Source organism: Klebsiella sp. 10-1, assembly GCF_009758445.1.
In the GTDB taxonomy this organism is placed as follows: domain Bacteria; phylum Pseudomonadota; class Gammaproteobacteria; order Enterobacterales; family Enterobacteriaceae; genus Klebsiella; species Klebsiella scottii.
In genome coordinates this window covers 659,794-672,452 of record NZ_WQRE01000002.1, presented here as the reverse complement: position 1 = coordinate 672,452, position 12,659 = coordinate 659,794, and the positions used below count along the sequence as shown (strand labels likewise).

Sequence of the window (12,659 nt, the reverse complement as noted above, 5' to 3'; positions counted from 1 at the left end):
TACATAAAAACAAAACGGCTGACGTCGGAAGACGGCAGCCGCTGCGTGTTTATGCATAGACCTCGCCTTCCGGCAAGGTCTCACTTACAACGCTAAAAGTACCCGCCCACAGAACGCGGCCTTTTATCGTTGCCCGGCGACCGGATGCGCGTTTGACGCACATCGTAATGACGATCCACCAGCAAGGAAGTTACTCCCCTTTGCACGTAACAAAGTATTACAACTCATAAATGGCGTCAATGGTCGCTGACGGCCCCTTTACACTCTTTTACGCCGCCGGCAGGCTATCCGCCGGGAAAACGACTCCGGTCTGACGGCGAATCTCGCTCAGCAGCTGCGCCGTAATGCGGCTAACCTCCAGCCCCGGGTGAGTCACCTGATTGGCTTCAACCAGCCGGGCAAACTCTTCCGCTTCATACAGCATCGTATTGATATGCTGCGGCTGCGTCAGGTCCTGGGCTTTCCCGCCGCGCGGAATAAAGCACACCTTCTGGCATTCGGAGATTTTCTCGATCACCAGCGAGCCGGCTTCCCCCTGGATTTCACTCGGCAGCGTAGAGTCGCTCACTTTTGAATGGTGCAGGGTGACGTCGAAATCAGGATAGCTCAGCACCACCGTGCCCTGGGCATCGACGCCGCTCTCCAGCAGGCTGGCGCTGGCGTGGACGGCTCGCGGCTCGCCCCACAGCGCGACCGCCGAGGCCAGGCAGTAAAAGCCGATATCCATGATCGAGCCGTTAGAGAAGGCCGGATTGAAGGTGTTCGGGTTCTCGCCGTCGAGATAGCGCTGATAGCGCGAAGAGTACTGGCAGTAGTTGATAAAGGCTTTATGCAGGCGGCCCACTTTGCTCATCGACTGCTGCAGCAGCTGGAAGTTTGGCAGGCTGGCGGTTTTAAAGGCTTCGAACAGCACCACCTGGTTTTCCCTGGCGGCGGCGATCGCGGCCTCGGCTTCGCGGATATTGGAGGCCAGCGGCTTTTCGCAAATTACGTGCTTTTTATGCGTCAAAAACAGATGCGTTTGCGGGAAGTGCAGGGAGTTCGGGCTGGCGATATACACCGCGTCAACGGCATCGCTCTGCGCCAGATCGTCCAGCGAGGTGAACAGCTGTTCCACCGGATAATCGTTAGCGAAAGCCTGCGCTTGTTCAAGGCTGCGGGAGTAGATGGCGGTGAGCTTATACTTGCCGGTTTCATGGGCGGCATCGACAAACTGGCGGGTTATCCAGTTTGTGCCAACAACTGCGAAACGTATCATAAACGTTGACGAACTCCGTGAAAGGGAACCTTTCGTCACTCTAGCATGCCATCATGACAAAACCAGTGCGCTACTGCGCAGAACGATTTAGCGAAAGGTGCGTTAGCCACAGGCGGGTATCGAACTCCAGCTGGTGATACTGCGGCTCCATATAGCAGCAGAGCTGATAGAACGCTTTGTTGTGGTCCTTTTCTTTCAGATGCGCCAGCTCATGAACCACAATCATCCGCAGAAAGGCTTCCGGCGCTTCGCGGAACACCGTCGCGACGCGAATTTCAGCCTTCGCCTTCAGCTTGCCGCCCTGCACGCGTGAAATGGCGGTATGCAGGCCGAGCGCGTTGTTCAGAACGTGGATCTTGCTGTCATACATCACTTTATTCACCGGCGCCGCGCCGCGCAAAAAGCGGGTTTTCAGATCCTGGGTATATTGATACAACGCCTTATCGCTGTTGACGTCGTGGCTCTGTGGATAGCGTTTTTCCAGCACCGCGCCAAGGCGCTGCTCGGCAATTAATGTGCGCACCTGAGAGAGTAAACTCTCCGGATAGCCATGCAGGTAAGTTAGTTGACTCATCAAAGCCCCAAATAAAAAATAAAAAGGGTATACTCACGCACCCTTTTCAGGGATAACGCCAAAATTTTACCACTCAGGAGGGCCGATGAGCCACTTAGACAACGGTTTCCGTTCACTGACACTGAAACGTTTCCCGGAAACGGACGACGTTAACCCGCTGCTGGCGTGGGAAGCGGCGGATGAATACCTGCTGCAGCAGTTGGACGATACGGAGATTAACGGCCCGGTCCTGATTCTGAACGACACCTTCGGCGCATTGAGCTGCGCGCTGGCCGAACATACGCCTTACAGCATCGGCGACTCTTACCTCACCGAGCTCGCCACCCGCGAGAACCTGCGCCATAACGATATTGCGGAATCCAGCGTCAAGTTTCTCGACAGCACCGCCGAATATCCGCAGGCGCCGGGCGTGGTGCTGATAAAAGTGCCGAAAACGATGGCGCTGCTGGAGCAGCAGCTGCGCGCGCTGCGCCTGGTGGTGACGCCGCAAACCCGCATTATTGCGGGGGCTAAGGCGCGGGATATCCATACCTCGACGCTGGAGCTGTTTGAAAAGGTGCTGGGCCCGACCACCACCACTCTGGCCTGGAAGAAAGCGCGCCTGATCAACTGCACCTTCAGCGCGCCCGCGCTGGCCGATGCGCCGGAGACCCTGAGCTGGAAGCTGGAAGGAACGGAGTGGACGATCCACAACCACGCGAACGTCTTCTCCCGTACCGGGCTGGATATTGGCGCGCGCTTCTTTATTGAACATCTTCCTGCAAACCTCGAAGGCGAGATTGTCGATCTCGGCTGCGGCAACGGCGTGATTGGCCTGACGCTGCTGGAGAAAAACCCGCAGGCCAGCGTGGTGTTTGTGGATGAATCACCGATGGCCGTTGCCTCCAGCCGCCTGAACGTTGAAACCAACATGCCCGAAGCGCTGGACCGCTGCGAATTTATGATTAACAACGCGCTGTCGGGCGTGGAGCCTTTCCGCTTCAACGCCGTGCTGTGCAACCCGCCGTTCCACCAGAAGCATGCGCTGACGGATAATATCGCCTGGGAGATGTTCCACCACGCGCGCCGCTGCCTGAAGATCAACGGCGAGCTGTATATTGTGGCAAACCGTCACCTGGACTATTTCCATAAGCTGAAGAAAATTTTCGGCAACTGCACCACCGTCGCCACTAACAATAAGTTCGTGGTATTGAAAGCGGTGAAGGCGCGTAAGCTGCGCTGATTGACGAACTTGCCAGCGGCGGTTGCCCGGACGGACGCAGCGCCGCCGGGCAAGCGCGGCTAAATCTCCAGCGCCAGCCGGGTTCCCTGGGCAATTGCGCGGCGGGCGTCGAGCTCCGTCGCCACGTCGCAACCGCCTATCAGATGCACCGTTTTCCCCGCCGCCCGCAGCGGATCCGCCAGCTCGCGCTTCGGCTCCTGGCCGGCGCAGATAATCACCCGATCGACGCTGAACAGCTGCGCTTCGCCGCCGATGGTTACGTGTAGCCCCTCATCGTCGATCTTCTGATAGCTCACCGCCGGGATCATTTTCACGCCGCGAGCCAGCAGGGTGGCGCGGTGGATCCAGCCGGTGGTTTTGCCTAAGCCGTCGCCGGGCTTACCGGCTTTACGCTGAAGCATGACGATCCTGCGCGGGCTTTTCGGCAGCCGGGCGCCTTCCGCCCGCAGTCCGCCCGCGCTCTGCAGGCTGGTATCAATTCCCCACTCCTCGCAGAACCCGGCAATATCCTGGCTGGTGGCGGGCCCCGGCTGGCTAAGGTACATCGCGGTATCAAAGCCGATGCCGCCGCAGCCGATAATCGCCACGCTATCGCCCACCGGCACTTTATCGCGCAGCACGTCGAGATAGCTCAGCACCTTCGGATGAGTAATGCCGTCGATATCCGGCATCCGCGGGGCGATACCGGTGGCGAGGATCGTTTCATCAAACTCCATCAGCCGATCGGCGTCGATCGGCGTATTCAGCCGCAGATCGACGCCGGTCAGATCCAGCATCCGCCGGTAGTAGCGTAGGGTTTCATAGAACTCCTCTTTGCCGGGGATCTGCTTCGCGATATTAAACTGGCCGCCGATCTCTTTTTGCGCGTCGAACAGCGTCACATGGTGCCCGCGCGAGGCGGCGTTGACGGCAAAGGCCAGCCCGGCGGGGCCTGCGCCAACCACCGCCAGCCGTTTCGGCGCGGCGGCGGGGGTGACCGGCATCAGGGTTTCGTGGCAGGCGCGGGGGTTAACCAGGCAGGAGGTCACTTTACCGACGAAGATCCGATCGAGGCAGGCCTGGTTGCAGCCGATACAGGTATTGATCTCATCCGCACGGCCGCTTTGCGCTTTCGCCAGGAATTCACCGTCGGCGAGGAAGGGGCGGGCCATCGACACCATATCGGCGTCGCCGCGGGCGAGGATCTCCTCCGCCACCTGCGGATCGTTAATTCGGTTGGTGGTGATGAGCGGAATCGACACCGCGCCTTTCAGCTTGCGGGTCACCCAGCTGAAGGCGCCGCGCGGCACCGGGGTGGCGATGGTCGGAATGCGCGCCTCGTGCCAGCCGATGCCGGTATTGATAATCGTCGCTCCCGCCGCCTCAACGGCTTTTGCCAGCGTAATCACTTCCGGAAGGGTGCTGCCATCGTGCACCAGATCGAGCATCGACAGGCGATAAATAATAATAAAGTCGTCACCCGCGCGCTGGCGCACGGCCCGCACGACCTCGACGGCAAAGCGCATGCGCTGGTTGTAGTCGCCGCCCCACCGATCGTCGCGCTGGTTGGTGCGCGCGGCGAGGAATTCGTTGATCAGGTAGCCTTCCGAACCCATCACTTCGACGCCGTCGTAGCCCGCTTCCCGCGCCAGCTGGGCGCAGAGGGCAAAATCGTCGATCAGCCGCAGAATCTCATCGTGGCTCAGGGCGTGCGGGGTAAAGCGGTTAATAGGGGCCTGCAGCGCCGAAGGAGCCACCAGCTGCGGCTGGTAGCTGTAGCGGCCGGTATGCAGGATCTGCAGGGCGATTTTGCCGCCTTCCCGATGCACTGCGTCGGTAATGTGCCGGTGATGCGCGAGGTGGCTGGCGTCGTTGAGCACCGCCCCGCCCGCCATCGTAACGCCGGAGGCGGCAGGCGCCACGCCGCCGGTCACAATCAGCGCGACCCCGTGGCGAGCGCGCTCGGCGTAAAAGGCCGCCAGCCGCTCCGCGCCGTCGGCGTGTTCCTCCAGCCCGGTATGCATCGACCCCATCAGCACGCGGTTTTTAAGCTGGGTAAAGCCCAGATCGAGCGGAGCGAATAACGACGGATAGTGGCTCATAATGGCTTCCAGTAGCTAATATGTAACATTATTGTTATGTGGTCGGATGAGTTACTAATTTAGCCGTCGCGGGAGAAAAGGGAAAAGGGGAGTGCGGCGATTGTGATGGGATTCAAAGAATGATGTGCGGCGCCGCGCCATCGGCTCTCAGCGATGGCGCGGTAGCCGGTGGGCTACGTCCGGTGGCGAGGCGCTGCCGGAGAGAGCCCCGGCGCCTGCCACATGGAGGTGGTCAGCCCGCTGTCCACCAGTCCGAGCTGGTCGGCGTAGACCGACTGCCATTTGCTCATCATCTCCTGATAGAGCTCGCGGTGCGCCGGGTCAGGGGTAAACACCCGATGCCAGCCCACCAGCTTTTCACCCGTCGCCGCCATATCGTCGTACAGCCCGGCGCCGGTCCCGGCGGCGATGGCGCAGCCGAGCGCGGTGGCCTCACGCACCACCGGTACGCGCACCGGCAGGCCGGTGACGTCGCTGAGGATCTGGCTCCACAGCGCGCCTTTCGAACCGCCGCCGGCGAAGACCAGGCTATCGAACGTGACCCCCGAGAAGCGGGAGATTTGCGCGAGATTGCAGGCGGAGACAATCGCCGCATTCTCTTCCAGCGCGCGGAACAGGGTCGCCTTATTGCACTTTTCCGGGTCGATGGAGAGGTTAATAAACGACGGCGCGGCGTGGTACCACTGCTTAAAATGCATCGCATCGGAGAAGATCGGCATCACCCCGTGAGAGCCGGCGGGCACCCGGCTGGCCATCTCCTCCAGCAGGGAATAGGCGTCAACGCCGAGGCGCTCGGCCACCAGCTTCTCTTCGGCGCAAAAGGCGTCGCGGAACCAGCGCATGGTGAGGCCGGTAAAGAAGCTAATCGACTCCGCCTGGGCCATGCCGGGAATGACGTGGGGATTGACGCGAATATTCATCTCCGGGTCGGTGCGCGGCTGCGGCAGGTTGACCACCTGCTGCCAGAAGGTGCCCCCCAGCACGGCGGTCTGCCCCGCGCGCACCACCCCGAGGCCGAGGCAGCCCAGCTGCACGTCGCCGCCGCCCATCACCACTGGCGTGCCCGCCCGCAGCCCGCACTGCTGCGCCGCGGCGTCGGTGATCGCTCCCAGCAGCGTGCCGGTCTCTTTCACCGGCGAGAGGATATCGGCGCGCAGTCCGGCCATATCCAGCAGCGCCGGACGCCAGTCGCGGCTGAACAGATCGAGCATCCCGGTGGTGCCGGCGTTTGACGGGTCGACGGCCAGCTCGCCGGAGAGTTTTGCCGCCAGCCAGTCGCTAATCATGGTGATGGTTGCCGCCTGGCGGTAGATATCCGGGCGATGGTGGGCCAGCCACAGTAGGCGCGGCATGGCGCTGAGCGCCAGGGTTTGGCCGGAGACCTCATACACTTCGGACTCAAAGCGGAAATCGTGGATCTCTTTGAGCTCCGCCACCTCGCGGCTGGCGCGCGCGTCGACGTTGGCGCAGGCCCAGATGGCCTCGCCGCTGCGGTCGTACAGGACGATGCCTTCGCGCATCGAGCAGCAGGCGACGGACTGAATATCCGCCGCGCCGAGGTGAGCGGCGGCCAGCGCCTGGCGGATGCACTGGCAGGCCAGCTGCCAGTTGGTGCTAAGGTCGAACTCCATCGAGCCGGGAACATTTTCCACGCTTAGGTGTTTCCATTCGGCCTGGCCGACCGCCACCTGGCGCCCCGCAAGATCGAAAACCACCGCCCGAATGCTGCCGGTCCCGGCATCTAACGCTAACAGGTAACTCATGACATGCGCCTCGCTGGTATTGCGCGGCGCATGGCCATCAGGAGGCCAGCGTAAGCACCGCGCGTGCTGTTGTCTCTTCCGTTACCAGGCCATTAATCCGCTTGCCGATCAGAGCCGCGTAAATCGCCTGCGCTTTTTCCGTTCCTCCGGCAACGCCGACAATGGTCGGCAGCTGCGCCAGCTCGTCAAGGGTAACGCCGAGCAGTTCCCGGTGAATTTCCAGCCCCTCAACCCGCCTGCCGTCGGCCTGCAGGAAATAACCCAAAATGTCGCCTATCGCTCCTTTGCGGGCGTACATCAGCTGTTCGCCTTCGCTGATATAGCCGGAGCGCAGGATGGTGGCGTCGCGGCGCTGGTCGATAGCCCCGATGCCCACCACCGCCGCATCCGCCGCGGTGGCGGCGAGGATCACGTCGCGCACGCTCGACTCCCGACGCAGGATCTCGGCGACGTCGGCGGAAGAGACCCGCAGCGGCGCCGGAATAATGCTGACGCTACAGGCGGCGTCCAGCTGGCCGATGCCGGTCATGTAAGGACCCACGCCGCCGGAAAGGGTCACCAGCCGCACCTGCTGAGAGCTGATAAAGCCGCTCAGATGCTGCAGGCAGCTCATGGTGGCCTCGCCAAAACCGACCGCCAGCAGCTGCCCCGGCGCCAGCACGCCCATCAGCGACTGCGCCGCGCCGATCCCCAGGCGGGTGTTCATCGGCGGGGTATTCAGCGCCGGAAGAACGCGCGCAATCTTCAGATCGAAACGCCGCTGCAGCTCGGTCTCCAGCGCCAGGCAGCCTTCGTAGCGGGAGTTGATCTGCACGCGGATCACGCCGGACTGACGGCCTTTCTCCAGCAGCCGGGAGATCTTCAGCCGCGGCAGCCCCAGGCGTTCGCCAATGTCGTTCTGCGTCAGGCCATCGTGGTAGTAGCACCAGGCAACCCGAGCCACCAGCTCTTCCTCGGCTAACGCCAGCCCGGCGTAGCGGCTCTCTTCCGTAATGCGTTTTTCGCTCATAAATTGAACTCTTATAAAAATTTAGATCATATGTTCGCTATTGCACGGTCGGAAAATGTGAGCCGGCCGGCAAAACCGATCTTTGGCTGTTCGCTGGTTTTATTCAAACGATCTAAAGCATAAAACTGTGATCATCGCACGGTTGTAAATATAGTTCACGGTCTACGCTTTTGAACATTATTAAATTAAAAAATCATTTGTTCAAACCGAGGCGTGATAATGAAGCCACTGCTTGAAGCCCGCCAAATCTACAAACAGTTCTCCGGCATTAGCGTGCTGAAGGCGATTGATTTCACGCTATTTTCCGGCCAGGTACACGCCCTGATGGGCGGCAACGGCGCCGGGAAATCGACGCTGATGAAGATTGTCGCCGGAGTGGAAACCCCCGACGGCGGAGAGCTCACCCTCGGCGGCAGCACCTTTGCGCGCCTGACTCCCGCGCTGGCTCATCAGCAGGGCGTTTATCTGGTGCCGCAGGAGCCGATGCTGTTTCCCAACCTGACGGTGCGGGAAAACATCATGTTCCGTCTGCCGAAGCGCGCCGATAGCGCCGCGCAGCTGCAGGAAAAGCTGCGGCAGCTCAGCTGCCAGCTGAATCTCGACGCGGCGGCCAGCACCCTCGAGGTGGCGGATCAGCAAATGGTCGAGATCCTGCGCGGCCTGATGCGCAAAGCGCAGATCCTGATCCTCGACGAGCCCACCGCCTCCTTAACGCCGGGCGAAACGGCGCGTCTGTTTTGCCAGATCCGCGCGCTGCAGGATCTCGGCGTCGGCATCGTCTTTATCTCGCACAAGCTGCCGGAGATCCGCCAGATCGCCAGCCACGTCTCGGTCATGCGCGACGGCGCGGTGGTGCTGAGCGGGCATACCGCCGACTACAGCGACAATCAGCTGGTGAGCGCCATGACGCCCGTCGACCGGGAGCACGCCCTCAGCGATACGCAGAAGCTGTGGCTGGCGCTGCCGGGCAACCGACGCACCCAGCCGCAGGACTTCCCGGTGCTGCGGGTGGAAGATCTCACCGGCGAGGGGTTTATCGATCTTAGCCTCGAGATCTACGCCGGGGAGATCGTCGGCCTCGCCGGGCTGGTGGGGGCCGGGCGCACCGAATTTGCCGAAACCCTCTACGGCCTGCGGCCGCTGCGCGCGGGGCGGGTCTGGCTGGAGAACCGCGATATCAGCGGTGCCAGCACCCGGGCGCGGCTTGCCGGCGGGCTGGTCTATCTGCCGGAAGATCGTCAGGTTTCCGGACTGTTTCTCGATGCGCCGGTGCGCTGGAACACGGTGATGTTTAACCAGCCGTCGCTGTGGCAGCAGGATAAACGCGAGGCGGCGGTGGTGGAGCGCTATCACCGGGCGCTGGGGATCAAATTTGCCGATAGCGACCAGCCGGTGCGCACGCTCTCCGGCGGTAACCAGCAGAAGGTGCTGCTGGCGCGCTGCCTCGAGGCCAACCCGCTGCTGCTGATCGTCGACGAGCCGACGCGCGGCGTGGACGTCTCCGCCCGCGCCGATATCTACCAGCTGCTGAAAAGCGTCGCCGCGCAGAACGTCGCGGTGCTGATGATTTCCAGCGATCTGGATGAATTTGTTGGCCTGGCCGACCGGGTGCTGGTGATGCATCAGGGCAGACACAGCGGCGAGCTGGCGCAGCAGGCGGTGACCGTCGAACGCATGATGGCGCTGGCATTTGGAGGAGCGGCATGAAAACGTTATTGAAAAATCGCGAACTGAGCGCCTTTCTCGCCATCGTGGTGCTGTTCGCCGGGCTGGTGGCGCTCAATCCGGCCTACTTCAGCCTGCAGACCCTGGGCATGATCTTCGCCAGCTCGCAAATCCTCTGCCTGCTGGCGCTCGGGGCAACCCTGGTGATGCTGACCCGCAATATCGATGTTTCCGTCGGTTCCACCGTCGGCCTGTGCGCCATTGCGGTGGGCGTGGCGCTCAACGGCGGCTATGGCCTGACGGCAGCTATTGCTTTTGCGCTGGCGATTGGCGCCCTGGCGGGGGCCTTTAACGGCCTGCTGGTGGTGGGTCTGCGCATTCCGGCGATTGTCGCCACTCTTGGCACCCTCGGGCTGTATCGCGGGGTGATGCTGCTGTGGACCGGAGGTAAATGGATTGAAGGCCTGCCGGATAGCCTCAAGTCGCTCTCGGAACCGGCGTTTATCGGCGTCTCGCCGCTGGGCTGGCTGGTGCTGGTTCTGCTGCTGGCCGGGGCCTGGATGCTGTCGCGGACCGCCGCCGGCCGCGATTTCTACGCCGTCGGCGATAATCTGACCGCCGCGCGCCAGCTGGGAGTGGCGGTAAACCGCACGCGGATGCTCGCCTTCACCCTTAACGGCATGCTGGCAGCCTGTGCGGGCGTTGTTTTTGCCGCCCAGATTGGCTTCGTGCCCAACCAGACCGGCAGCGGGCTGGAGATGAAAGCCATTGCCGCCTGCGTGCTCGGCGGTATTTCCCTGCTTGGCGGCACCGGGACGCTAATCGGCGCGTTTCTCGGCGCCTTCTTCCTCACTCAGATTGATACCGTGCTGGTGCTGCTCAGGCTCCCGGCGTGGTGGAACGACTTTATCGCCGGGCTGGTTCTGCTCGGCGTGCTGGTGCTCGACGGGCGGCTGCGCCAGGCGCTGAGCCGCCACCAGCGAGCGCTGAAATATGCCCGCTTTCAGCCCGGTAATAAGGGGGGAAAGCGCGTAGCCCCGTTTACAAAGCGTAAAAACAAAGAGGTGGCGTGATGAAGCTCAGCTGGGAAAGCGCGCTGCTGGCGCTGCTGGTGGTGGAAATTCTGCTGTTCGGGGCCATTAACCCGCGGATGCTGGATATCAATATGCTGCTGTTCAGCACCAGCGATTTTATCTGTATCGGCATCGTGGCCCTGCCGCTCACTCTGGTGATCATTAGCGGCGGGATCGATATTTCGCTCGGCTCGACCATTGGCCTGTGCGCCATCGCGTTGGGAGTGATGATGCAAGCGGGCTGGCCGATGGGGCTGGCAATCCCGCTAACGCTGCTGCTTGGCCTGCTGTGCGGGCTGATTAACGCGGCGCTGATCCACTACACCGGTATCAGCCCGCTGGTGATTACCCTCGGCACCCTGTACCTCTACGGCGGCGGAGCGCTGCTGCTCTCCGGCATGGCGGGCGCGACCGGCTATGAAGGGATTAGCGGCTTCCCCGACGCCTTCACCGCCTTCGCCAACCTGACGCTGTTCAGCCTGCCGCTGCCGCTGGTGCTGTTTATCGTCATCACCTTTTTCTTCTGGCTGCTGGCCCACCGCGGGCGCTTTGGCCGCCACCTCTTTCTGCTCGGGCAGAACCCGCGCGCCGCGCGCTATGCCGCGCTATCGGTTAACGGCATACCGTACGTGCTGTATGGCCTGGTAGGCGTGGCGTCGGCGGTAGCCGCGCTGGTGATGGTCTCCTATTTCGGCTCGGCGCGTTCGGATTTAGGCCGCGACCTGCTGATGCCGGCGCTGACCGCCGCGGTGCTTGGCGGGGCGAATATCTACGGCGGGTCAGGTTCGGTTATCGGTACGGCGCTGGCGGCGCTGCTGGTGGGATATTTACAACAAGGTTTACAGATGGTCGGCATCCCCAACCAGGTGTCGAGCGCGCTGTCAGGGGCGCTGTTGGTTGTGGTGGTGATGGGGCGCTCGCTGAGCCTGCACCGTGAATGGGTGCGAATGACCTGGCGACGCCTTTCTCGCGCATAAAACAATCGGAGCACACATACGATGAAAACCAAACGAATCCTGCAAATGAGCGCCCTGGCGCTGGCAATGAGCGTGGTGACCGCTCAGGCCGCAGACCGCATTGCCTTTATTCCTAAACTCGTTGGCGTTGGCTTTTTTACCAGCGGCGGCAACGGCGCCAAAGAGGCGGGCAAGGCGCTGGGCGTCGACGTCACCTACGACGGTCCGACCGAACCGAGCGTCTCCGGCCAGGTGCAGCTGATCAACAACTTCGTCAACCAGGGCTACAACGCGATTATCGTCTCCGCCGTGTCGCCGGACGGCCTGTGTCCGGCGCTCAAGCGCGCGATGCAGCGCGGCGTGAAGGTGCTGACCTGGGACTCCGATACCAAACCCGAATGCCGCAGCATCTATATCAACCAGGGCACCCCGCAGCAGCTCGGCGGACTGCTGGTGGATATGACCTCGCAGCAGGTGAGCAAACCGGCCGCTAAGGTGGCGTTCTTCTACTCCAGCCCGACGGTGACCGACCAGAACCAGTGGGTCAAAGAGGCCAAAGCGAAGATTGCCAAAGAGCATCCGCAGTGGCAGGTGGTGACCACCCAGTTCGGCTATAACGACGCCACCAAATCGCTGCAAACCGCCGAGGGAATATTAAAAGCCTATCCGGATCTCGACGCCATTATCGCCCCGGACGCCAACGCGCTTCCGGCGGCGGCGCAGGCGGCGGAGAACCTCAAGCGTCAGGGGGTGGCGATTGTCGGCTTTAGCACCCCGAACGTTATGCGCCCGTACGTCGAGCGCGGGACGGTGAAGGCTTTCGGCCTGTGGGATGTGGTCCAGCAGGGGAAAATTGCGGTTAACGTCGCCGATCGTCTGCTGAAAAAAGGCGATCTTAACGTTGGCGACAGCGTGGAGGTAAAAGATATCGGGACGCTGAAGGTCGAGCCGAACAGCGTTCAGGGATATCAGTATGAGGCGAAAGGCAACGGCATCGTGCTGCTGCCGGAGCGCGTGGTGTTCACCAAAGAGAACATCAACAACTACGACTTCTGACG

Annotated in this window: 8 protein-coding genes and 2 pseudogenes; 5 read left to right on the top strand and 5 right to left on the bottom strand. The window is 61.9% G+C overall.

The window, feature by feature from the left end; translation table 11 throughout:
- Positions 1-268: 268 nt before the first annotated feature.
- Positions 269-1,258, bottom strand: coding sequence for a Gfo/Idh/MocA family protein (locus GO007_RS11260; protein WP_095099725.1), 990 nt, complete (start codon positions 1,256-1,258; stop codon positions 269-271).
- A 70-nt stretch (positions 1,259-1,328) separates the two neighbouring features.
- The gene (locus GO007_RS11255; protein WP_095099723.1) at positions 1,329-1,832 is read right to left on the bottom strand and encodes a M48 metallopeptidase family protein; all 504 of its coding nucleotides are present in this window, start codon (positions 1,830-1,832) and stop codon (positions 1,329-1,331) included.
- An 85-nt stretch (positions 1,833-1,917) separates the two neighbouring features.
- Between GO007_RS11255 and rlmG the strand changes: the two genes are divergently transcribed.
- Complete coding sequence (gene rlmG, locus GO007_RS11250) at positions 1,918-3,054, top strand: 23S rRNA (guanine(1835)-N(2))-methyltransferase RlmG (RefSeq protein WP_095099721.1); 1,137 nt, start codon at positions 1,918-1,920, stop codon at positions 3,052-3,054.
- Between the two features lie 59 nt (positions 3,055-3,113).
- Here the strand turns inward: rlmG and GO007_RS11245 are convergent, their stop codons facing one another.
- From GO007_RS11245 to lsrR, 3 genes and pseudogenes are all read right to left on the bottom strand, one after another.
- A complete protein-coding gene (locus GO007_RS11245; protein ID WP_095099718.1) occupies positions 3,114-5,135 on the bottom strand; it encodes an NADPH-dependent 2,4-dienoyl-CoA reductase in 2,022 nt (673 codons plus the stop codon).
- Between the two features lie 112 nt (positions 5,136-5,247).
- A pseudogene (lsrK, locus tag GO007_RS11240) lies at positions 5,248-6,898 on the bottom strand (autoinducer-2 kinase).
- Positions 6,899-6,935: 37 nt separating this feature from the next.
- Positions 6,936-7,907, bottom strand: coding sequence for a transcriptional regulator LsrR (lsrR, locus tag GO007_RS11235; RefSeq protein ID WP_045856735.1), 972 nt, complete (start codon positions 7,905-7,907; stop codon positions 6,936-6,938).
- Between the two features lie 219 nt (positions 7,908-8,126).
- Here lsrR and lsrA point away from each other — a divergent pair, with 219 nt between their 5' ends.
- The 4 genes and pseudogenes from lsrA to lsrB all read left to right on the top strand — a co-directional run bounded on the left by lsrA (position 8,127) and on the right by lsrB (position 12,657).
- Positions 8,127-9,614, top strand: a complete 1,488-nt coding sequence (gene lsrA / locus GO007_RS11230; protein ID WP_095099713.1) for an autoinducer 2 ABC transporter ATP-binding protein LsrA — start codon at positions 8,127-8,129, stop codon at positions 9,612-9,614.
- Positions 9,611-10,645 carry an autoinducer 2 ABC transporter permease LsrC gene (gene lsrC / locus GO007_RS11225; RefSeq protein ID WP_095099709.1) on the top strand — a complete coding sequence of 345 codons (1,035 nt, stop codon included), beginning with the start codon at positions 9,611-9,613 and terminating at the stop codon, positions 10,643-10,645. The genes lsrA and lsrC overlap by 4 nt, the downstream gene beginning before the upstream one ends.
- A pseudogene (gene lsrD, locus GO007_RS11220) lies at positions 10,645-11,647 on the top strand (autoinducer 2 ABC transporter permease LsrD). The gene lsrC and the pseudogene lsrD overlap by 1 nt, the downstream one beginning before the upstream one ends.
- Positions 11,644-12,657, top strand: coding sequence for an autoinducer 2 ABC transporter substrate-binding protein LsrB (lsrB, locus tag GO007_RS11215; RefSeq protein ID WP_095099703.1), 1,014 nt, complete (start codon positions 11,644-11,646; stop codon positions 12,655-12,657). Before lsrD ends, lsrB begins: the two are co-directional and overlap by 4 nt.
- Positions 12,658-12,659: the final 2 nt, after the last annotated feature.